The sequence below is a fragment of the Embleya sp. NPDC059213 genome (assembly GCF_042754445.1).
Classification (GTDB): Bacteria; Actinomycetota; Actinomycetes; order Streptomycetales; family Streptomycetaceae; genus Embleya.
The window spans coordinates 1-21,805 of the sequence record NZ_JBHZAV010000037.1 but is presented as its reverse complement, the minus strand read 5'-3'; the positions used below and the strand labels follow the sequence as shown (position 1 = coordinate 21,805).

Below are 21,805 nucleotides of genomic sequence, written 5' to 3'. Positions count from 1 at the left end.
CGCGCGATCGGAGTGACCGGCATGACGGCCGAGACGGCTGGACCGAGCACCACCGACCCCAATCCCCGGACCTGGCCCGCGCAGGTACCGCTCGCCGATCCGGACTTCTGGTCCGGGCCACTGGCCGCCCGCGACGCGGGCTTCGCACACCTGCGCGAGACCTGGCCGATGCCGTACTACCCGGAGCCGGAGAGCCCGCTGGAGCCCGGCCCCGGTTTCTGGGCGCTGACCCGGCACGCGGACGTCGCGGAGGCCACCCGCCGACCCGAGGACTTCTGCTCGGGCCGAGGCTCCACCCACATCCCCGACTTCCCGCCGGGCTTCGGTGAGTTCTTCGGCTCCATGATCGAAATGGACGACCCTCGGCATCAGCGGCTGCGCCGGATCGTCGCCCGTACCTTCACGCCCAGGATGATCAAGAAGTTCTCGGACGACGTGGACCGCACCGCCAAGACCATCGTCGACGAGGTGGCCGAACGCGGCTCGTGCGACTTCGTCACCGACGTCGCGGCCCGCCTCCCGCTCCGGGTGATCTGCGACATGATGGGCATACCGGAACAGGACCATCGTTTCGTCTTCGATCGCTCGAACGTGATCCTGGGCATCGCGGACCCGGAGTACGTGCCCCAGGAGGGCGGCGGCCACATCGAGGCGCTGCTCACCGCCGGCGCCGAACTCGCCGAACTGATGAAGAATCTGGGCGAGTTCCGGCGCGGGACCCCCACCGAGGACGTCACCTCCGCGCTGGTGAACGCGGAGATCGACGGCGAGAGCCTGACCGCGGACGAACTCGCCTCGTTCTTCATCCTGTTGCTGACCGCAGGGAACGAGACCACCCGCAACGCGATCTCGCACGGACTGTGGCTGCTGACCGAGAATCCGGACCAACACCGGCTCTGGCTATCTGACTTCGAACGCTACGCGCCGACCGCCGTGGAGGAGATCGTCCGGCTCGCGTCCCCCGTGGTGTGGATGCGCCGCACCGCCACCCGGGACACCGAGCTGAACGGCAAGCGGGTGCGCGACGGCGACAAACTGCTGCTGTTCTACTGGTCTGCGAATCGGGACGAATCCGTCTTCACCGACCCTGGGCGGTTCGACCTCACCCGCGATCCGAACCCGCATGTCGGCTTCGGCGCCCGGGGCCCGCACTTCTGCCTGGGCGCACATCTGGCGCGCCGCGAGATCACGCTGCTGTTCCGGGAGTTGCTGGCCCGCCTGCCGGACATCCGGGTGGTCAGCGAACCACGACGACTGCGCTCCAGTTTCATCAACGGCATCAAGCACATGGACTGCGAGTTCACGCCCGTTCCTCAGGCTTGACCTCCGGCTCCGACCCCGACTCCGACTCCGTTTCGGCGTCGGCGTCGGCGTCGGCGTCGGCGTCGGCGTCGGCGTCGGCGTCGGCGTCGGCGTCGGCGTCGGCGTCGGCCACAGCTTCGTCCTCCGGCGCATCCTCGTCCACCGCCTCGGCTTCGCCCGCCTCGGCCTGCTCCGCCTCCCCCGCCGACCCACCCGAAGCACCCGAAGCACCCGAAGCACCCGAAGCACCCGAAGCAGGAGCCGCCTCCGGGTCGATCAGCGCGTCGATCTGCTCGGCGGCCGGCACCTCACCCTCGGGCGTCACCGCGTCCACCACCCCGGGCAACGTCGCCGCGAGCGCCGCGGCGGTCTCCTCCTTCGTCATCCCCGCCTGGCCGGCCAACCGGACCATCTCGTCCTCACCGAGCGCGTCGGTGATCTCCTTGCCGCTCACCGGCTGGTTGCGACCGGTATCCACCCAGGACTTGGTCTGCTCCCCCAGGCCGCCCTCCTGGAGCTTGTTCAACAGCGCACCCAGCCCGCCGGAACCGCCCTGCTTGGTCAGCATGCCCAGCACCACCCGGACCAGCCCCTGATGCCCACTGCCGCCCCGCCCACCGAGAATCCCGCCCAGGAGGCCGCCGAGTCCACCGGGAAGGCCCATTCCGCCGCCGCTCATCCGTCTCTCCCTGCACAGGTCGCCATATCCGGCTCCCATAGTGGGGTAAATAGGACAGCACTTCGCGGTGGGCACGTCGGCAGTACGCCCATCGGGCGACGAAGCGGCCCGCTCGACCCCGCCCGGGCGCGGGGCAACCGGCGCCGTCAGCGCGTCGGATCGAAGAGCACCTTGAGGCAGCCGTCCGTGCGGTCGGCGAAGGTGCGATATCCGCTCGCCGCCTCGGTCAGTGGCAGTCGGTGGGTGAACACATCGACCGGGACGAGCCGCCCGTGCCGGATCAGCGGGATCAGGGTCGGCCAGGTGGACGCCACCGGCGCGGTACTGAAGCGCAGCGTGACGTTGCGGATGATCAGCAACGGCACCGCGAGCGGGAACGCGAAGTTCGCGTCCACGCCGACCACCGAGACGGTGTGCGACGTACGCACCGAGGCGATCGCGGCGGCCAGCGTCGCATCCTGCCCGACCGCCTCGATCACCGCGTCCGCTCCCCGGCCGCCGGTGGCCGCCAACACCTGCTGCACCAGGTCGCCCGCGCTCGCGTCGATCGGCTCGGCACCGAGCCGCTCGGCCATCGCCAGTCGCGCCGGCACCCGGTCCGCGGCCAGGATCCGGCCCGCGCCGAGCACCTGGGCCGCCTGCAGCGCGTACAGCCCGACCGGCCCGAGGCCGATCACCAGCACCGTCGCGCCGGGCGTGATGTCGGCCCGGGTCGCCGCCGTCCAGCCGGTCGGCAGCGCGTCGGTGAGCAGCACCGCGTGGTCCACCGCGACGTCCTCGGGCACCGGCAACAACCACGCGTCGGCGGCCGGGATCGCCACCGCCTCGGCATGCCCGCCGGGCAGCCCGAGGTCGCCGCCGAGCACCCGCATGCCGCCGCCGACACAGTCGATCGGATTGCCCACCCGGCAGCCCGCACACCGCCCACAACCCAGCACGGGCGACACCAGCACCCGGTCGCCCACCGCGATCCGGCCCACCTCGGCGCCGGTCTCGATCACCGTGCCGACCACCTCGTGCCCCGGCCGCAGCCCGGCGGCCGGGAACTCGCCCTCGTAGAAGTGCAGGTCCGAGCCGCACACCGCACTCGCCTCGACCCGCACGATCGCCCCGTCCGGACCGGTGAGCACCGGGTCCGCGACCGTCTCCACACTCACGTCACGGGTTCCATTGATGACGACGGCACGCATGTCCACTCTCCCGGCTGGTTCGCTCACCCGACGCCGGAACACCCCGGCGACACGCAGTAACACTGTTACAGAAGCGTTCGGAAGCCAACCCCGGATGGCCCCGATCGGCCCGGCGTGACCTTCGTCCCACGCGTCGCCGACCCTCGCCCGAGCGTCGGTAACGTGATCCCCATGTCGCTGTCGCAAGCCCTGCGCGGGCACGCCCGGGGTGCCCTCTCGAGCGCCGCGCACCGAGGCTGGCGCGCGCTGCAACGCGCCGCCTCGATCACCGCGGAGCAGCCCGGCCCGTACCGCTTCCGGGAGTTGGGCGCGCGCAGCAAGCTCGCCTTCCCGGTCGGCTCGGTCTTCGGCGAGCAGTGGATCACGGTCGGCGCCGGCTGCATCATCGGCGAGCACGTCACGCTGTCCGCCGGGCTGGCCCCGGGGCACGATCTGGGCACGGCGGCGGTGGTCACCATCGGCGACCGGTGCACGATCGGGCGCGGCAGCCACATCGTCGGTCATCGCTCGATCACCATCGCGGACGACGTGTGGACCGGGCCGTACATCTACATCACCGACCAGAACCACAGCTACGCCGACCCGGATCGGCCGATCGGCACCCAGTGGCCGATCAACGACACCGTGGAGATCGGCCCGGGTAGCTGGATCGGCGCGGGTGCGATCATCCTGCCCGGCGCGAAACTCGGCCGGAACGTGGTGGTCGCCGCCGGTTCGGTGGTGCGCGGCACGATCGCCGACCACAGCGTGGTGGCGGGCGTGCCCGCGAAGGTGGTCCGCCGACGCACCGAGTCCGGCTGGGACCCGCCGCTGCGGCACACCCCCACGCCGCTCCCGGACGGGATCACCCACGACGAACTGGTCGCCCTGCTGAGCGAGTACGACGCCTCCCACGGCCAGTAGCACCCGATCGAGCCCGCCGCCCGGGGGTTCCACGTGAAACGCCCGGCCGCCGCCACACCGGTCCGGTGACCCGGGCGGAACCGACCGAAGCCGGCCCCGACCGGGTCACCGCGAGATCACGCCTTCAGGCCGGACAGCCGCAGTTGCACGCCCACCGCGTCCAACACGCGCGTCTGCTGCCCCCACTGCCAACCCGGCACCGTCCAGTCCGCGTCCAACATCGAGATCGACACCGATCCCCGGGCGAGCGCGGTGGTGTCCGCGTTGCGCACCGGCTCGGTCACCCCCGAGGCCAGACCCAGGTCGAGCTTGTAGCAGGTGTCGCAGGACGGGTCCTTGACGTAGCTCACCTTCAGCGCGTCGGCCTCGCCGACGTTGGTTGTCTCCACCCGGCCGGTCGGCTTGGCCGGGTAGTTCACGTTGAGCGTGGTGTGCAGCGGCAGCACCGGCCCGGTCCGCTTCGCGGTGGCCGCGAGCCGGTCCACCAACCGGGTCGCGAACGCCGTCGCCTGTGCCATCTGCGGGAACGGGTTGCGCGGGTCGGCGGTGCTGTACTCGGCGCTGAACGCGACCGCCGGGACCCCCTTCTCCGCGGCCGTGATCGAGGCGCCGACCGTGCCGGAGTGGTTCGTGGTCGCGCCGATGTTCTGGCCCGGGTTGATCCCGGTGACCACCAGGTCGGGCTTCTTGTCCCGGTACACGTTCGCCAGGGCGAAGGAGACCGAGTCGGCGGGCGTGCCCTCGACCGACCAGATGCCCGGCTCGACCTCGGCGGCCTTGACGATCGCGCCGGGGGTCGCGTTGATCCCGGTGCCCTTGCCGGACTGGTCGGTGGCGGGCGCGACGATCACCGCGTCGTGGCCGGCCGCCTTGAGCGCCCGTTGCAGCGCGCGGATGAACGGCGCCTGCTGCCCGTCGTCGTTGCTCATCAAAATGCTGAGCTTGCGCGGCGCCTGGGTGCCGCGCGCGTCGTCGCTCGCCATCGCGACGGGTGCGCTCGCCGCGAGCAGCGCGACGGCGGTGGCGCCCGCCGCGACGGTGAACACGTGTTTCGTACCGAAGATGGCCATCTCGTCCTCCGTAGGCAAGAAGGTCCGCACGCCCGGGGGACATCGCACCCTGTGGCTCGACGACTCGGGTCTTGTGCGTGGAACGGGACCGGCCGTACGAAACCCGTCACCGACCCGACCGGGCGGTCGAGTGAAATTCGGGTCGCACAACGTGTACGGAGGGGTGAATCGGACGGAATGCACCCTGCGATTCGACACGTGTCAGCCGGCGGATAGCGAAAATAAGGTCAACGGTCGGACATTGCAATGGGCGGAGCCGGGTGGTTCGTCCGGATGCGCACGCCGCGGCCGCGCCGACACCCCCCTCGCCCGGGTCTGGCCAAAGCCCTTTCCCCGAACGTAATCTGACGGATCATCAGCCAAGCCGACCGGCTCGGCCGGGTCGAGTGGGCGGAGCTGTGATGATCCTGGACGGCAAAACCGTGATCGTCTCCGGCGTGGGCCCGGGCCTCGGCCGCCGGGTGGCCCTGGCCGCCGCGCGCGACGGCGCCAACGTGGTGCTCGGTTCGCGGACCGAGGCCAACCTGGTCAAGGTCGCCGAGGAGATCGATCCCACCGGCAAGCGGGTCGCCTGGGCGGTGACCGACATCACCGAGCACGAGACCTGCCGGGCCCTGGTCGACCTCGCGGTGGAACGCTTCGGCACGGTGGACGGTCTGGTCAACTGTGCGGCGCTGGACACCGTGTTCGGCGGGCTGGAGGCGACCGACTTCGCCGACCTGCGCCGGGTGGTCGAGGTCAACCTGGTCGGCAGCCTGGCGATGACCAAGGCCGCGCTGCCCGCGCTCAAGGCCGGCGGCGGCGCGGTGGTCTTCATCGCCACCCAGTCCCAGTTGGTCCCGCCGCCACAGGCGCCGCAGATGGCCTACGCCGCGTCCAAGGGTGGTCTCACCTCCGCCACCTACGCCCTGGCCCACGAGTTGGGTCCGCACCGGATCCGGGTCAATTCGGTGGCCCCGGGCTGGATGTGGGGCCCGCCGGTGGAGGGCTTCGTGAACTACCAGGCGCAGGCCGCCGGAGTGCCGGCCGCGGAGGTGCTCGCCGACCTCGTGGCGCCGATGGCCCTGCCCGAAATGGCCACCGACGCCGACGTGGCCGAGGCCGTCGTCTTCTTCCTCTCGGACCGCGCCAAGGCCATCACCGGCCAGATGCTTCTGGTCAATGCGGGCCATGTGGTCCGGTAGCCGCCCCACGCGCGCCACCTCTGGAATTCAACATCATTTCGGTCAAAACATGCTCAAGCACCACACGTGACACGCCATCTCTTCCCGGGTGTCATCCGAAAAGATCACCGCACGGATAACCAGCCCGCATCGGGGGCAGTAAACCCGCCATGTTGGGCCTGCCGAACACCATCCAAGCGCTTCTTTTCGACCTCGACGGGGTCTTGACCCAGACCGCCAAGGTGCACGGCGTCGCCTGGAAGGAGATGTTCGACCGATACCTGCGCGAACGCGACGGCGCCGACTTCACCCCGTTCGACCCCAGACGCGACTACGACACCTACGTGGACGGCAAGCCCCGCCTGGACGGCACCCGCTCCTTCCTGGAGTCGCGCGGCATCGAACTGCCGACGGGCGACGAGGGCGACCCGCCCGGGTCGTTCACCCTGCACGGGTTGAGCAACGCCAAGAACGACCTGGTGTTGCGGCTGATCCACGACCGGGGCGTGGAGGTCTACCCCGGTTCGGTGCGCTACGTGCACGCCGCACGCGCCGCGAAGCTGCCCAGCGCCGTGGTGTCCTCCAGCGCGAACTGCGAGGACGTGTTGCGCGCGGCGGGCATCCACGACCTGTTCGACGCGATCGTGGACGGCGTGGTGGCCAAACGCGACGGCCTCGCGGGCAAGCCCGCGCCGGACACCTTCCTGGCCGGCGCGAAGGCCCTGGGCGTGGCCCCCGCGCACGCGGCCGTGTTCGAGGACGCGTTGGCCGGCGTCGCGGCCGGCCGGGCCGGCGACTTCGGGCAGGTGATCGGCGTGGACCGGGTCGGTCAGGCCGAAGAGTTGCGCCGACACGGCGCGGACGTGGTCGTCGCGGATCTCGACGAACTCCTCGACCCCGCGCCCGGCGACCGGGCGGGCGGACGGACCTCGGCGGAAGGCACGGCATGAGCACCGGAAACCCCTACACGATCGAGCCGTGGGGGATCACCGAGCAGACCCTGGACCTGGACCACCTGCCCCAGTCCGAGTCGGTGTTCGCGCTCTCCAACGGCCACATCGGCCTGCGGGCCAACCTCGACGAGGGCGAACCGCACGGCCTGCCCGGCACCTACCTCAACGGCGTCTTCGAACTGCGCCCGCTGCCCTACGCCGAGGCCGGATACGGCTATCCCGAGTCGGGCCAGAGCGTCATCAACATCACCAACGGCAAGATCATCCGGCTCCTGGTCGACGACGAGCCGTTCGATCTGCGCTACGGCCAGACCCAGGACCACGAACGCTCGATCGACTTCCGCGAGGGGGTCCTGCACCGCCGCGCGTTGTGGACCTCACCGGCCGGCCGGACCGTCCGGGTCACCTCCAAGCGGCTGGTCTCGCTCACCCAACGCTCGATCGCCGCGATCGAGTACGTGATCGAACCGATAGACGGCCCGGCCCGGATCGTGCTCCAGTCGGAGCTGGTCACCAACGAGGAACTGCCGCTGCCGAACGCCGACCCGCGCGCCGCCGCCGTCCTGGAGGCGCCGCTGCGCGCCGAGGAGCACACGCACAACGGCACCAAGGCGATCCTGGTGCACCGCACCGAGCACAGCGGACTGCGCGTCGCGGTCGGCATGGACCACGAGGTCGACGGCCCCGAGGGCATGTACGTGGAGCCCGAGAGCGCCGCCGACCTGGCCCGCTTCAGCGTGACCACGCTGCTCGACCGCGGGCAGAAGTTGCGAATCGTGAAGTACATCGCCTACGGCTGGTCCTCCACCCGCTCGCTGCCCGCGCTGCGCGACCAGGTCGCCGCCGCGCTGACCGCCGCGCGGTACACCGGCTGGCACGGGCTGGTCGACGAGCAGCGCGGCTACCTCAAGCAGTTCTGGGACAACTCCGACATCGAGGTCGAGGGCGACGTCGAGCTGCAACAGGCCGTGCGGTTCGCGATGTTCCACGTGCTCCAGGCGGGTGCCCGGGCCGAGGAGCGGGCCATCCCGGCGAAGGGGCTGACCGGACCCGGATACGACGGGCACTGCTTCTGGGACACCGAGGTGTTCGTGCTGCCGGTGCTCACGTACGGGCTGCCGCACGCGGTCGCGCAGGCGCTGCGCTGGCGGCATTCGACGCTGCCGCTGGCCCGCGAGCGCGCCGCCCAACTGGGCCTGGCCGGCGCCCTGTTCCCATGGCGGACGATTCGCGGCGAGGAGTGCTCCGGCTACTGGCCGGCCGGCACCGCGGCGTTCCACATCGGCGCGGACATCGCGGTCGCCGTCGCGCGTTACGTGCGGGCCACCGGTGACCGGGACTTCGAGCGCGACTTCGGCCTGGAGATCCTGATCGAGACGGCCCGGATGTGGCGCTCGCTCGGCCACCACGACGCGGCCGGCCGGTTCCGGATCAACGGCGTGACCGGCCCGGACGAATACAGCGCGCTCGCCGACAACAACGTGTTCACCAACCTGATGGCACAGTCCAACCTGTTGGCCGCCGCCGACTCGGTGGCACGCCACCCGCACGAGGCCCGCGCGCTGGAGGTGAACAGCGAGGAGACCGCGAGCTGGCGCGACGCGGCGCACGCGATGTACGTCCCCTACGACGAGGACCTGGGGGTGCATCCGCAGGCCGACGGCTTCACCAAGCACCGGATGTGGGACTTCGAGAACACCCCGCCGGACCACTATCCGCTGATGCTGCACTACCCGTACTTCGACATCTACCGCAAGCAGGTGGTCAAGCAGGCCGACCTGGTACTGGCCATGCAGGTGCGCGGCGACGCGTTCACCGACGAGCAGAAGCGCCGCAACTTCGACTACTACGAGGCGTTGACCGTGCGCGACTCGTCCCTGTCGGCCTGCACCCAGGCGGTCCTGGCGGCCGAGGTCGGCCACCTCGAACTGGCCCTGGACTACACCGCCGAAGCCGCCCTGATGGACCTGCACGACCTGGCCAAGAACACCAAGGACGGCCTGCACATGGCCTCCCTCGCAGGCACCTGCATGGCGCTGGTCGCGGGCTTCGGCGGGCTGCGCGACCACGGCGAGTGCATGTCGTTCAAGCCGCGCCTGCCGATCGGCCTGACCGGGCTGGCCTTCTCGCTGTCGGTGCGCGGCGCCCGGCTGCGGGTGCAGACCACCCACGAGCAGACCACGTACACGCTGCGCGAGGGCGACGAGCTGCCGTTCCTGCACCACGGCGAGAAGCACGTGCTGATCCCGGGCAAGTCGATAACGCTGAACATCCCCCCGCTCACCCGGGACACCCCTCCCCGCCAGCCCGCGGGCCGCGCCCCGGTGCATCGCCAGGGCGCCCCCGACACCCACGCCACGGGCCCGAGCCCGAGCTGACCGACCCGCCGGCCGAGCCCGCGGACTCGGCCGGCGATCATCCCGGCCGCACCGATGCCGCCCCCGAACCCCTGGCCTTCACGTCAACGTCAAGGTCTACCGTTTCGGACATGCGCATCGGAGAACTGGCGGAGCGCGCGGGGACCAGCACCCGAACCCTGCGCTACTACGAGGAACGCGGTCTGCTGTCCGCTCGGCGCAACAGCAGCGGGTACCGCGACTACGACGAGGACGACGCCCGACTGGTCCGCGAGATCCGCGCGCTGCTGGGCATCGGCTTCGATCTGGAGGAGACCCGCCCGTTCGTGGAGTGCCTGCGCGCCGGGCACGACGCGGGCGACGAGTGCCCCGCGTCGGTCGCGGTCTACCGACGCAAGCTCGCCGAGCTCGACGCCTGCATCGACCGCATGCAGGGCATCCGGGCCCATCTGGTCGCCCAGCTCGACCAGACCGAAAGCGCGCACGCCGCCGGCGAGCGCGCCGACCGGCCCACCACCCCGGCCGCCTTCGCCGCCGCCACCCTGCCCGACCCGCCGGAGCCCCGCTGCGCGCTGACCACCGGCCCGCTCACCAAGGAGTCCCGATGACCACGAACGTCCACGACGCCACCGATGCCGACTTCGACACCGCGGTGCTGCGCGCCGACCGGCCGACCCTGGTCGAGTTCACCGCCGAATGGTGCGGGCCGTGCCGTCAGATGGCACCGGTGCTGGAGCAGATCGCGATCGAGGAGCCGGGCCTGGCGGTGGCCAAGCTCGACGTCGACCGCAACCCGGCCGTCGCCGCCCGCTACGGCGTGTTGTCCATGCCGACCTTCATGGTCTTTCAGGGCGGCGAGCCGGTACGACAGTTCGTCGGGGCGCGGCCCAAGCGCCGGATCCTGGCCGAACTCGCGGGCGTGCTCGGGGAGAACCCGGCCGTCGCGGGGTAACTTGCCGAAATGACCAGCGCCCACCGGATCACCATCACCACCGACTACGGACTCGCCGACGGCTTCGTGGCCGCGTGCCACGGCGTGATCGCCGGCCTGGCACCCGCCGTACCGGTCGTGGACGTGACCCACCTGGTGCCACCCGGGGACGTGCGCCGCGGCGCGTTGGTGCTGGCCCAGACCGTGCCGTGGTTCCCGCCGGGCAGCGTGCACATCGCGGTGGTCGATCCCGGCGTGGGCACCGCGCGGCGGGCGCTGGTGCTGCGCGCGGGCGGCCATCTCCTGGTCGGGCCGGACAACGGCCTGCTCCCGTGGGCCGCGCAGGCGCTGGGCGGCATCGAGGAGATCCGCGAGATCACCAACCCGGCGCTCACCCTGGCGAAGGTCTCCCGGACCTTCCACGGCCGGGACGTGTTCGCGCCGGTCGCCGCCCACCTCGCGCTCGGCACGCCGCTCGCCGAGGTCGGCCCGCCGGTGGGCGACCCGGTCGAGCAGACCGCCCCGGCGCCCGGCGAGGTGCTCACGGTCGACCACTTCGGCAACGTGCAACTCGCTTACACGCCGGCCGAGTTCGCCGGCGTCGACGTGTTGCGGGTCGAGGTGGGCGAGCGCACCTACCCGGTTCCCCTGCGCGGCACCTTCGGCGAGGCGCCCGCCGGGGAACTGGTCGGCTATCAGGACTCGGCGGGGCTGCTGGCCATCTCGGTCAACGGCGGCGACGCGGCCCGGCTGCTGGGCGTGCGGGCCGGGGACCGGGTCGGCGTCTCGGCCGCCACGTGAATTCGGCCGCTACTTGAGGTTCGGCTGCTGGTTCTCGAACCACACCTGGTCCAGGGCCGCCTTGCAGCTGTCCCCGGTTCCACAGGTCAGCGCGACGTCGTTCGAACCCTCGTTGAGCTGCACCATGTTCCAGGTGCCGGTGACGCTGGTCGCCGTGCCGTAGTTCTTGAGCCGCACCTTGTTCGAGGTGTCCTTGCCGTTCACCCGGATCGACAGGTTCTGCTGCTCGGTGCCCGCGTTGAGGAACTTCACGGCCAGGTAGTAGGTGCCCTTCTTGGGTACCTCCACCTTCCACGTGATGGTCGACCCCGGCGCCGACATGTCCAACATGCCCTTGCCCGAGGAGTTGGGGACACCGGGCACCGCGACCGCGCCCCCGCTCGGCGAGGCGTCCTCCGCCTCCAGCACGGCGAACTTGCCGCCCGGTGCCGTGGACGGCGCGCTGGAGGGCGGCGCGCTCTGCGACTGGGGCGGGGAGCTGGGACCGCCGCTCGCGGTGGTCGGCGACGCCTTCTCCTTCTTGTCGCCGTCGCCGCGCGTCAACAACACACCGGCGACCACCGCGATCACGAGCACGATCGCCACCGCCGCACCGATCACCGCGCCGCGACCGCCGCCGGCGCCGCCGCCCGTGCTCGGCGGCGGGGAGTGCGGCGGGGACTGCGCGCCACCGTGTTCGTGCTGGGCCGGGATCGCCGCCTGGGGCTGGGTGTGCGCGGGGGGCTGCGCGTAATTCATCTGCCCGACCTGCACGTATTGCGGCATCATGCGATTGGCGGAAGAACCGTACGCACCGGTTGTCCCTGTCCCCTCGGCCGCTTCCTCACCCGGCGCCGGCCGATAGAGGTACCCGTACGGGTCTTCAGGTTCACCGTTGGTACCCGCCGTCATCGGGTAGTCCTCCCTACGTGCGCCAGGCCAGGCTTTGCCAATATCAGGCATCACACTAACGGGCGACGGGTAGGGCAAGTGGCGTTGTCCGCGTGACGGGACTGTCACGAAAAGGCCCTACTGATGCGTATGGCGACCGCTCGTACACCCACTCACAGCCCGTTCGCGCCCCCGGCGCACGGCCCCGACCGGCCGGCCATGCGGTGACCGAATTCACCCGAGACGCCCAATAGATCCACCATCGTGGAGTGGCCCGCACAGGCGTCGGGTCCGACCGGCCGTCCGGCCCCGCTCAGCCCGCCCGACGCTGGGCCCGGTCGCGACGCCGCTTGTTCGCGTACATGTGTTCGTCCGCGATCCGCAGCAGGTCCTCGGGTTCGGCGGCCTCCTCCGCCCAGCCGATCCCGAAGCTCGCGCCCTCCAGCGGCACCGCCAAGCCCTCGGCCGGGATCGGCACGGACAACGCGCGGCGCAGCCGCACCGCCATCTCCTCCGCCTCCTCGCGCCCGATCCCGTCGGCGAGCACGACGAACTCGTCGCCGCCGAGCCGGGCCACCGTGTCGCCCTCGCGCACTGCGGCGGTGAGCCGCTCGGCGACCGCCTTGAGCACCACGTCGCCGATGTGGTGGCCGAAGTTGTCGTTGATGTGCTTGAACCCGTCCAGGTCGCAGAACAACAGCGCGACGCCGCGACGCTCGGCGGCGGGCGGCTCGTCCACGACCACGACCGCGCCCTCGGGGATGCTCAGGATCGCGCCGGCGGGCACCGCCCACTCGTCCGCGTACGGCTCGCGCACCTCGCCGACCGCCCCGACCGCCGCAGTCGCAGCGGCCGGGACCGGGACCGGCGCCGCGTCGGGCAGCGCGGCGCCCGGGCCGAACCGCGCGGCCAGCCTGGCCCGCAGCTCGCGCCCGTTCGGCAGGCCGGTGAGCGGATCGTGGCTGGCCTCGTGCACGAGCGCCTGTTCGCGCTGCTTGCGATCCTCGATGTCCTCCACGTGGGTCAACCCGAACCGCAGGTCGCCGAGCCCGTCCGCGACCTGCGAGGTGCGCAGCGAGACCCACCGATACGTACCGTCGCTGCGTGCCAGACGCAGCTCGGTACAGCCCGCCACCGGCACCGTCCCGCCCAGGTGCCCGGCGAGCAGCGGCCGATCCTCCGGGTGCGCCAACGCGCCCAGCCCGAGCCGCTTGAGCACCGGCGCCGGGTAGCCCAGCATCCGACACAACGCGTCGTTGGCCCGCAGCAGTTGGCCCTGTTCGTGCCCGCGCACACCGGTCATCACCATGCCGCTGGGCGCGTACTCGAAGGCCTGCCGGAAGCTCTCCTCGCTGGCCCGCAACGCCAACTGCTCGCGCTCCAGGCGGGCCACCGCGCGCTGCATGTCGCTGCGCAGCCGCGCGTTGTCCACCGCGATCGCCGCCTGCGCGGCGAACATGCCCAGCACCTCGCGTCGCCAGGGGGCGGGCCGCAGCCCGTCCACCGGCAGGTCCACCGACAACACGCCGACCAGATCGCCCTCGGGCGTGTGCAGCGGCGCGAGCAGCGCGTCGCGTGGATGCCACGCCTCGGGGTGGTCCCCGATCGGCAGGTCCGGTATCCAACTCGGGACGTCCCCCACGTCGGCCAGCCCCGAGCGGTGCCCGAGAAAGCGCAGCGGTCCCCACGGCTCGGCGGCGGCCAGGATGCGATCCCAGCCCTCGCGCGAACCGATCTGGCCGGCCATCGCCTTGCGCAGCTCGTCGTTGCCGGCCACCGCCGCGACCTCGAGGTCGCCGTCGGCGCGGACGAGATTGACCGCAGCGACCCCGAACCCCAGGCCCGAAACCACGCCGTCGACGACGGCTTGCAGGGTGTCCTTGAGATCGCGCGTGGCGTTCAGGTCGGCGACGACGCGGTTCAAAAGGCGCAAAGTCGCCAACCGGACGTGGGTCTCCGTCTCGGCTGTCATGGGTCTCCCCCAGGGGTCGACGCCGGTGTCTTCTGAACAGATATCGTCCGTTTACCAGAGAAACTGAATCACAGCGGGCTTCGAATTGGCGACGTTCCGTCATCGATCAGACTGTCACTGTGAGCCACCTCACGCTTCATACCGTATCGAGTCGGACCGCCGAGCCGCCCCGGAATCGCCCCCTCCGCCGGCATCCACCGCGCATCGTACGAGGCGGGAGCCCATTTTCGGGAACTAACCCCAGGGTTCGCCGAGTCGACCTGACGACCAATCAGATTCCCCGCAGGCCGTTCGCTATGCGTCAGCGAGCTGAGGCACAGTCGATCCGGAGCAAGATCACCGGCCGCTCTTCCCAGCGGGCATGCGAAGTCCCTACGGTACGTCCGTCAGGTTTCCGTACGATCTTGCGCGCGCGTCGCACGGGCCGATACGGCGAACACAACGGCGCGTCGAACGACGGGGGTGGGGCGATGACCGGTCTGGTCGTCGGGGAGGTCTTCGCGAACGCGGCCCGCGCCGTCCCGGACCGAACCGCGGTCGTGCTCGGCGAGCGCTCGCTGACGTTCGCCGAACTGGACGCGGCGGCGGAACTCGGCCTGCGCCGGCTGCTCGCCCTGGGTCTGGCGGCGGGCGACCGGGTCGGCTGCGGCCCGATCTCGGCCGGCGCGGGCATCGCGGCGGTGCCGCTGTTCGCCGCCCTCGCCCGGCTGGGGGCGGTGCTGGTGCCCGCCGACCCGGAAGATCCCGACGGGTACGCACCCGCCCTGGTCCTGGACTCGGCCGAACAGGCCGACGCGCTGATCGCCGACCTGGACGACGAGGACCCCGAGGACCTGCCGGAGCCGGCCGACGTCGAGCCGACCGAGACCGACCCGTGCCTGATCGCCCCGGCCGGCACCCGCGGCGCGTCGTTGTCGCACCGCGTGCTGGTGCTGCGCTCGCACCCGGGCGCGCTCGCCGAGTCGCGCGGGACGCACGTGCTCGCGGCCGACCTGGCCGACGGCCGGACCTGGACGCTCGCACTCGCCCAGTGGCACGCCCGGGACACCCTGGTCCTGGTGCCCGGCGGCGATCCGACCGCCGTGCGCGCGGCGGTGCGCGAACACGCCGCCACCCGGCTCACCGCCGCACCCGCGGTGTGGCGGGCGCTGGCCGAGACCGAGGCCGAGCAGCCCGCCGACGACGAGACGCTGGACACCCTGCGGTTCGCCGACACCGAGCCGACCGAGGCCGCGGTGCTCGCGGACATCGCCCGGATCGCGCCGAACGCATGTGTGCGGGTCGTGCACGACACGCCCGAGACCGGCCCGCTCACCGCGCTGTCCGGCCCCGAGGTGTTCGCCCACCCGGGCGCCTGCGGGATCCCCGGCCCGCTGCACTATGTCGCGCTGGACCCGGACGGCGAGATGTGCGTGCGCGGTCCGCTGTTGTTCGACGGCTACGCCGACGACCCGAAGGCCACGGCCGAGGTGCTCGCCGACGGCTGGTACCGCACCGGCGACCTGGCCGTGCTCGACGAGGCCGGCGGCGTGCTGACGGTGACCGGCCGGGCGGCCGAGCTGATCCGGGTCGGCGCCCACACGGTGGGTCCGGGCGAGGTGGAACGGGTCCTCAAGGCCCACCCGGACGTCCGGGACGTCGCGGTCATCGGCCTGCCGCACCCCACCGACGGCCGGCTGCTCGGCGCCGTGGTGGTCGCCGAGGACCCCGCCCGGGTCCCGGGCCCGGGAGCGCTGCGCACCGCGTGTGCGGAGGCCGGCCTGGCCGAGTACAAGCACCCGGTGCGCGTCTTCTACGCCGACGAACTGCCCTCCGGCGCCGGCCGCCGCGAGGACCTGGCCCGGGAGATCACGGCGGGCCGCTGACGGGTCGGGGGCGCCGCGCGGGAAGGGCGGATCCCGGCCCCGGCGTCCGGGCCGCATACCCTGGATCCGTGTCCCGGACCCCGCCGCCGCCCGTCGACGAAGCCGCCTTCAAGGCCGCGATGTCCCGATTCGCCGCCGGCGTGGTGCTGCTCACCGCCGTCGAGGGCGACCCCGAGGACGGCGGCCCCGTGGACGACGTGGGGATGACCGCGACCGCGTTCATGTCGGTGTCGCTGGACCCGCCGCTGGTGCTGATCAGCCTGCGTCGCGAGGCCCGGATGCGCGACGTACTGGACGAACAACCGCTGTGGGCGGTGTCGCTGCTCGCGCAGAGCCAACGACACGTCGCCGGCCGCTTCGCCATCCCGGGCCGGATCAGCGACCGGCTGATGTTCGCCGACATCCCGCACCGCCGCGGCCCGATCACCGGCGCCGCGCTGGTCGGCGGCGCCCTGGCCACCCTGGAGTGCCGCACCCACCGGGTGGTCGAGGCCGGCGACCACGTCCTGTTCGTCGGCGAGGTGCTCGCCGTGGAAATGCCCAGCCCGGAAGGCCCGCCCCTGCTGCACTTCCGGGGCCGCTACCAGGGTCTGGGCTGAGGCCGCAGCACGCTCACGGCCGCGGCCCCGGGCGCATCAGGCCGTCCGCGGTCACCGAGGCCACCAGGCGACCGTCCCGGGTGAACACCCGGATCCGCCCGTGCATGCGACCGTCGCCCGCGTACTCGCTCGCGCAGCGCAGCAGCAGCCACTCGTGCGCGGAGAAGTCCTCGTGGAAGGTGATGTTCTGGGCCAGCGCCACCGACATCGAGCGCCCGCCGCGCCGCTCGATCTCGGCGCGCGGATACGGCCGCAGCGCCACCGGGCCCAGGAAACCCTCGGTCGTCCAGGCCAGGACCGCCCGGGCCATGGTCGCGGTGTCCTCGACCCCCACGCACCGCGTCCACAGGTCCAGGCGCGGCGGCCCGGCCAGTTCCGGAGCCAACGCGTCCGCCCCGCCCACCGTGCGCACCTCCCACGGCAACATCGGCACCGACAACTCGGCGCAGTCCTCGGGCCCCGGCACCCGCGCCGGCAACGGGTCGGCGTGCCGCACCAATTCGGGTCCGCGCACGCCGAGCGTCACGAACGCCCGGTAGTGCTCGTGCGCGCCCTGCCGAAAGCCCACCTGGAGCATCGCCGCGGACCGGCCCTGGTGCAGCCGCTCGACCCGCACCCGCACCGGCTCGGCCGGATCGCCGGCCCGGGGAAACACGCCCTGGAGCGTCTGCACCGCCATGTGCGGGACCACCCGTTCGGCCGCCACCACGGTCTGCGCCAGCACTTGCGCGCCGAGCGTGCGCGGGATCGGGGTCACGATGTTGCGCGCCCCGAAGGTGACCACCGCGCCGGGCCCACCCGGGTCCGCGGGCCCCACCGGCGCCAACTCCAGCGCGTCCACCAGGTCTTCCGTCGCGATGCTCGGCCACATCGACACTCCACCAGCCATGCGCGCATGATCGCAGCCCGCCGAACCGCCGCCCGCACCGCCCCTGACGGCCCGTCAGTTCTGCGGTGGGTCAGCGCCGCGCACCCTTTCCGGTGAACTTCACGACCAGCGACACCAGGAACGCGGCGACCGCGATGCTGATGATCCACCGGAGCCAGTCGACCCCCCTGGTCTCCTCGACCCCCAGCCCGGCGGCGATGCCGTAGCCGATCAGCGTGCCCACGATGCCCACCGCCATCGTGGCCAGGAAGCCGATCTTCTGCCTGCCGGGAAGAAAGAGCCGGCCCAGCGCGCCGATGATGACCCCGGCGATGATCAAACCAACGAATGTCACGGGTTCCTCCACGGACGGCGGCACGCGTACGGACCACATCAGTCCGGACTTTTCCGGACAGGTGTCTCCTGTTCCCCACGATCACCACGCGTTAACGCGAACACACCCGAGCCCCAAAGCCCTAAGGTGGTTGCGCCTGCCGGGTGGCCACGGTGCAAAATGGTCCGGTACACGCCCCGATAGCTCAGTTGGCCAGAGCACGCGCCTTGTAAGCGCGGGGTCGTCGGTTCGAACCCGACTCGGGGCTCACCAGGGGCCGCCATCCGCGAGACGCGGACGGCGGCCCGTTCGTCTCCCCGGACGCGTACCCGCCGTCGATCAGCGGCGCAGGTCCGGCGCCGGGCCGGTGGAGGCACGAACGACCAGCTCGGGGCGGTAGATCAGTTCGGTACGCGGCGCCCGGCCGCCACCGATCTCGTCGAGCAGCGCGCGCACCGCCGCCGCGCCCATCGCCTGCACCGCCTGGCGCACCGTGGTCAGCGGCGGATCGGTGAACGCCACCAGCGGCGAGTCGTCGTAGCCCACCACCGAGACGTCCTGCGGCACCCGCAATCCGCGCTCGCGCGCCGCCCGCACCGCGCCGAGCGCCATCAGGTCGCTGCCGCACACGATCGCCGTCGCACCCCGCGCCAGCAGCGCGCCCGCCGCGGCCTGCCCGCCCTCGACCGAGAACAGCGAACGCTCGATCCAGCCGTCCGCGTCCAGGACCCCGAACCGCTCGGCGAGCCCGTGCCGGAAACCGGCGATCTTGCGCGCGGTGGGCACATACCGCTCCGGTCCGACCGCGAGCCCGATCGCGGTGTGCCGCAGCGAGGCCAGGTGCCCTATCGCCAACTCCACCGCGACCGCCTCGTCGCTGGAGATGAACGGCGCGTCCACCCCGGGCGCGAAGCCGTTGACGAACACCATCGGCAGGCCGCGCTCGACCAGGCGCAGGTAGCGGGACAGGTCCGCGCCCGAGTCCGAGTGCAGGCCGGAGACGTAGACGATCCCGGACACCCCGCGTTCCAGGAGCAGTTCGGTGTAGTCGTCCTCGGTGACCCCGCCCGGGGTCTGCGTGCACAGCACCGGCGTGTACCCGTGGTGCGCCAACGCCCGCTCGATGACCTGCGCGAACGCCGGGAAGATCGGGTTGTCCAACTCCGGGAGCATCAGCCCCACCAGGCCCGCGCTGCGCCGCCGCAGACGGGCCGGTCGTTCGTAGCCGAGCACGTCGAGGGCGGTCAGGACGGCCCGCCGAGTGTCGTCCGCGACTCCGGGTTTGCTGTTGAGCACCCGACTCACGGTCGCCTCGCTGACCCCTGCCTGCGTTGCGATGTCCGCCAACCGAGCCTTCATGCCCCGCAGCCTAGTGAGACTTTCAGCAGGATTTCGCAGGGCTTTGCGGGTCACGCAAAACATTTCGGACGATCCCGACCGCTCCGGACTGCTGACAGATCCCGTGCGCCCGGGTACGGTGATCGCAGTCCGTCAAGAATGGACTAGACCACTCGCCCAGCGCGACGCGGTCGTTCGGCACCGGGTACTTCACCCTCCACTCGGATCGTCCGGCACGTTCCTGCCGGTGGAAGGACACATCACCATGGCCACGGTCAGCTACAAGCAGGCGACCTGTACCTACAAGGGCGCCGAGCGCCCGTCCGTCAACGCGCTGGACCTGGAGATCGCCGACGGCGAGTTCCTGGTTCTCGTCGGCCCCTCCGGCTGCGGAAAGTCCACCTCCCTGCGCATGCTCGCGGGTCTCGAGGAGGTCACCGGCGGCTCGATCCACATCGGCGACCGCGAGGTCACCAACCTGGAGCCCAAGGACCGCGACATCGCGATGGTGTTCCAGAACTACGCGCTGTACCCGCACATGACGGTCGCCGAGAACATGGGCTTCGCGCTCAAGATCGCCGGCGTCGACAAGAAGCAGATCCGCGCGAAGGTCGAAGAGGCCGCGAAGATCCTCGACCTCACCGAATACCTCGACCGCAAGCCGAAGGCGCTCTCCGGCGGTCAGCGCCAGCGCGTCGCGATGGGCCGCGCGATCGTCCGTGAGCCGCAGGTCTTCCTGATGGACGAGCCGCTGTCCAACCTGGACGCCAAGCTCCGCGTGCAGACCCGTACCCAGATCGCCGGCCTCCAGCGCCGCCTGGGCATCACCACCGTCTACGTCACGCACGACCAGGTCGAGGCGATGACCATGGGCGACCGCGTCGCGGTGCTCAAGGACGGTCTGCTCCAGCAGGTCGACACCCCGCGCAACATGTACGACCGCCCGGCCAACGTGTTCGTGGCCGGCTTCATCGGCTCGCCCGCGATGAACCTGATCGAGGTCGACCTCGCCGAGGACGGCATCCGCTTCGGCGACGCGGTCGTCCCGGTCTCCCGCGAGGCCCGCGAGGCGGCGGTGGCCGAGGGCGCCAAGAAGGTGACCCTGGGCGTGCGCCCCGAGCACCTGAAGATCAACTCGGCCGAGGGCCTGAACAAGGACGCCAAGGGCCTCGCGGTCTCCGTGGACGTCGTCGAGGAGCTCGGCTCGGACGCCTTCGTCTACGGCTCGGTCACCATCGACGGCGAAACCAAGCCCCTGGTCGTCCGCGTCCCCGGCCGCGACGTCCCGGAAAAGGGCGGCGTCCTCCACGTGGTCCCGACCGTCGGCGAAACCCACCTCTTCTCCACCAAGTCCGGCGAACGCCTGCACGACTGATCCACCACCCCCTCGCCCCCGACCCGCCACCCACCCCCACCGGGGTAGGTGGGGGGTCGGGGGCGAGGCGCGTTCGGACTACATGCCGGAGGGCCGGGCCGGCGGGTGAGGTCGGGTCGCGGGTGCGGCGGACCGGTCGGTCGGGGGCGAGTGGTGGTCTGGGTCGCGGGCGCGGGTCGGGGCGGGTCGTGAGTCGGGGCCGATGTCCGGTCGGGGTCGTGAAGCGGGCGAGCGGTGGTCCGGGTTGCGGACGCGGCGACCAGGCAGACCGGGGCCGCAGGCGCGGCGGGCGGGCAAGCCCGAGTCGTGAGCCGGGCCGACACCTGCCCCGAGTCGTGAGCGGGGCGAGTGGGCGGCACGGGTCGCGGGTGCGGCGGGCAGGCGCCGGGTCGTGAGTCGGGCTGATGTCTGGTCCGGGTCGCGAGCGGGGCAAGCCGGTGGGGGGTGTTTGTGGGCCGAGCCCGACACCCCAGGCGAGGTCGTGACCTTGCTCCACTTTGACGGACACCGTCGTTGTGGTGGTCAGGCCGAAAGGGCGGCTTCGTATTCGACGGGGCTGAGGTAGCCGAGGCTGCTGTGCAGTCTGCGCAGGTTGTACCAGGATTCGCTGTACTCGAAGACCTCGTGGTGGGCGGCGGCCCGGCTGCGCCGGCGCCGGTCGACCCCGAGTTCGCTTTCGAGGGTGACGAAGAAGGACTCGGCGAGTGCGTTGTCCCGGCACCGGCCGGTCTGTCCGACGGACGATCGGCTGCCGAACTCGGCAGTGAGCGCGGCGAATTCACTACCGGTGTTTCCAGGTGTCCGCCAAAGTGGATCAAGCCCGGTCGCGAACGCGGCGGGCAGGTGGGCGGCGGTCACGGGCCGAGTCGAACACCTGACCCGAACTCGCGAGCACAGCAAGCTGGTGGGCAGCAGTCGCAAGCCGGGCCCGACACCTGGGGCGAGGTCGCGAGCGGAGCGGGCAGGCGGTCGCGGGCCGGGCCGGACGCCCGAGCCGGAGTCGTGAGCGAGGCGAGCGTGCCGGCGCGAAACGTAAGTCGGGCCCGACACCTGGGGCGAGGTCGCGAGCGCAGCGAGCGGGTGGGCGATGGTCGTGGGCCGGGCCCGAGACCCGGGCCGAAGTCGCGAGCGCAGCAAGCCGGTGGGCAGCAGTCGCAAGCCGGGCCCGACACCTGGGGCGAGGTCGCGAGCGGAGCGGGCAGGCGGTCGCGGGCCGGGCCGGACGCCCGAGCCGG

Annotated in this window: 20 protein-coding genes and 1 tRNA gene; 12 read left to right on the top strand and 9 right to left on the bottom strand. The window is 71.8% G+C overall.

Annotated elements, in window-relative coordinates; translation table 11 throughout:
* Window positions 1–21: 21 nt before the first annotated feature.
* Entirely contained in the window at window positions 22–1,323 is a 1,302-nt protein-coding gene (locus ACFXMF_RS16390) for a cytochrome P450 (protein ID WP_379989259.1), read from the top strand.
* Here the strand turns inward: ACFXMF_RS16390 and ACFXMF_RS16385 are convergent.
* Window positions 1,301–1,981, bottom strand: coding sequence for a YidB family protein (locus tag ACFXMF_RS16385; protein ID WP_379989261.1), 681 nt, complete (start codon window positions 1,979–1,981; stop codon window positions 1,301–1,303). The two genes, ACFXMF_RS16390 and ACFXMF_RS16385, sit on opposite strands and share 23 nt — an antisense overlap.
* A 146-nt stretch (window positions 1,982–2,127) precedes the next feature.
* Window positions 2,128–3,138, bottom strand: coding sequence for an alcohol dehydrogenase catalytic domain-containing protein (locus ACFXMF_RS16380; protein WP_360318298.1), 1,011 nt, complete (start codon window positions 3,136–3,138; stop codon window positions 2,128–2,130).
* A 204-nt stretch (window positions 3,139–3,342) separates the two neighbouring features.
* Here ACFXMF_RS16380 and ACFXMF_RS16375 point away from each other — a divergent pair, with 204 nt between their 5' ends.
* Window positions 3,343–4,074, top strand: coding sequence for an acyltransferase (locus ACFXMF_RS16375; protein WP_360318301.1), 732 nt, complete (start codon window positions 3,343–3,345; stop codon window positions 4,072–4,074).
* A gap of 116 nt (window positions 4,075–4,190) precedes the next feature.
* Here the strand turns inward: ACFXMF_RS16375 and surE are convergent, their stop codons facing one another.
* Window positions 4,191–5,144, bottom strand: a complete 954-nt coding sequence (gene surE, locus ACFXMF_RS16370) for a 5'/3'-nucleotidase SurE (protein ID WP_379989263.1) — start codon at window positions 5,142–5,144, stop codon at window positions 4,191–4,193.
* Window positions 5,145–5,545: 401 nt separating this feature from the next.
* Here surE and ACFXMF_RS16365 point away from each other — a divergent pair, with 401 nt between their 5' ends.
* The 6 genes from ACFXMF_RS16365 (at window position 5,546) to ACFXMF_RS16340 (ending at window position 11,349) form a co-directional block, all read left to right on the top strand.
* Window positions 5,546–6,328 (top strand): SDR family oxidoreductase, encoded by a 783-nt coding sequence (locus ACFXMF_RS16365; RefSeq protein WP_360318306.1) that lies wholly within the window; start codon window positions 5,546–5,548, stop codon window positions 6,326–6,328.
* Window positions 6,329–6,477: 149 nt separating this feature from the next.
* The gene (locus ACFXMF_RS16360; protein WP_360318309.1) at window positions 6,478–7,257 is read left to right on the top strand and encodes a beta-phosphoglucomutase family hydrolase; all 780 of its coding nucleotides are present in this window, start codon (window positions 6,478–6,480) and stop codon (window positions 7,255–7,257) included.
* Entirely contained in the window at window positions 7,254–9,638 is a 2,385-nt protein-coding gene (locus ACFXMF_RS16355) for a glycoside hydrolase family 65 protein (RefSeq protein ID WP_379989264.1), read from the top strand. The genes ACFXMF_RS16360 and ACFXMF_RS16355 overlap by 4 nt, the downstream gene beginning before the upstream one ends.
* Before the next feature lie 110 nt (window positions 9,639–9,748).
* The gene (locus ACFXMF_RS16350; RefSeq protein WP_379989265.1) at window positions 9,749–10,225 is read left to right on the top strand and encodes a MerR family transcriptional regulator; all 477 of its coding nucleotides are present in this window, start codon (window positions 9,749–9,751) and stop codon (window positions 10,223–10,225) included.
* The gene (trxA, locus tag ACFXMF_RS16345; protein ID WP_360318315.1) at window positions 10,222–10,569 is read left to right on the top strand and encodes a thioredoxin; all 348 of its coding nucleotides are present in this window, start codon (window positions 10,222–10,224) and stop codon (window positions 10,567–10,569) included. Before ACFXMF_RS16350 ends, trxA begins: the two co-directional genes overlap by 4 nt.
* 9 nt (window positions 10,570–10,578) lie before the next feature.
* Entirely contained in the window at window positions 10,579–11,349 is a 771-nt protein-coding gene (locus ACFXMF_RS16340) for an SAM-dependent chlorinase/fluorinase (RefSeq protein WP_360318317.1), read from the top strand.
* Window positions 11,350–11,358: 9 nt separating this feature from the next.
* Here ACFXMF_RS16340 and ACFXMF_RS16335 read toward each other — a convergent pair whose 3' ends face one another.
* Window positions 11,359–12,117, bottom strand: coding sequence for a hypothetical protein (locus tag ACFXMF_RS16335; protein ID WP_360318319.1), 759 nt, complete (start codon window positions 12,115–12,117; stop codon window positions 11,359–11,361).
* A gap of 415 nt (window positions 12,118–12,532) precedes the next feature.
* On the bottom strand, window positions 12,533–14,191 hold the full coding sequence (locus ACFXMF_RS16330; protein WP_360318321.1) for a diguanylate cyclase domain-containing protein: 1,659 nt from the start codon (window positions 14,189–14,191) through the stop codon (window positions 12,533–12,535).
* Between the two features lie 470 nt (window positions 14,192–14,661).
* Here ACFXMF_RS16330 and ACFXMF_RS16325 point away from each other — a divergent pair, with 470 nt between their 5' ends.
* Together ACFXMF_RS16325 and ACFXMF_RS16320 are read left to right on the top strand one after the other, a co-directional pair.
* A complete protein-coding gene (locus ACFXMF_RS16325) occupies window positions 14,662–16,056 on the top strand; it encodes a class I adenylate-forming enzyme family protein (protein ID WP_379989267.1) in 1,395 nt (464 codons plus the stop codon).
* A gap of 119 nt (window positions 16,057–16,175) precedes the next feature.
* Entirely contained in the window at window positions 16,176–16,655 is a 480-nt protein-coding gene (locus tag ACFXMF_RS16320) for a flavin reductase family protein (RefSeq protein WP_360318336.1), read from the top strand.
* Between the two features lie 13 nt (window positions 16,656–16,668).
* Here ACFXMF_RS16320 and ACFXMF_RS16315 read toward each other — a convergent pair whose 3' ends face one another.
* The gene (locus ACFXMF_RS16315; protein ID WP_360318326.1) at window positions 16,669–17,544 is read right to left on the bottom strand and encodes an acyl-CoA thioesterase domain-containing protein; all 876 of its coding nucleotides are present in this window, start codon (window positions 17,542–17,544) and stop codon (window positions 16,669–16,671) included.
* A 70-nt stretch (window positions 17,545–17,614) separates the two neighbouring features.
* On the bottom strand, window positions 17,615–17,878 hold the full coding sequence (locus ACFXMF_RS16310) for a GlsB/YeaQ/YmgE family stress response membrane protein (protein WP_360318328.1): 264 nt from the start codon (window positions 17,876–17,878) through the stop codon (window positions 17,615–17,617).
* Between the two features lie 173 nt (window positions 17,879–18,051).
* On the opposite strand from ACFXMF_RS16310, the gene ACFXMF_RS16305 reads away from it, so the two are divergent.
* Window positions 18,052–18,125 (top strand) — tRNA-Thr (locus ACFXMF_RS16305).
* 71 nt (window positions 18,126–18,196) lie between these two features.
* Here ACFXMF_RS16305 and ACFXMF_RS16300 read toward each other — a convergent pair.
* On the bottom strand, window positions 18,197–19,216 hold the full coding sequence (locus ACFXMF_RS16300; RefSeq protein ID WP_360318330.1) for a LacI family DNA-binding transcriptional regulator: 1,020 nt from the start codon (window positions 19,214–19,216) through the stop codon (window positions 18,197–18,199).
* A 244-nt stretch (window positions 19,217–19,460) separates the two neighbouring features.
* Here ACFXMF_RS16300 and ACFXMF_RS16295 point away from each other — a divergent pair, with 244 nt between their 5' ends.
* A complete protein-coding gene (locus ACFXMF_RS16295; RefSeq protein ID WP_360318332.1) occupies window positions 19,461–20,570 on the top strand; it encodes a sn-glycerol-3-phosphate ABC transporter ATP-binding protein UgpC in 1,110 nt (369 codons plus the stop codon).
* 522 nt (window positions 20,571–21,092) lie between these two features.
* On the opposite strand, the gene ACFXMF_RS16290 is transcribed toward ACFXMF_RS16295, so the two are convergent.
* A complete protein-coding gene (locus tag ACFXMF_RS16290) occupies window positions 21,093–21,428 on the bottom strand; it encodes an integrase core domain-containing protein (protein WP_379989270.1) in 336 nt (111 codons plus the stop codon).
* Between the last annotated feature and the right edge of the window lie 377 nt (window positions 21,429–21,805).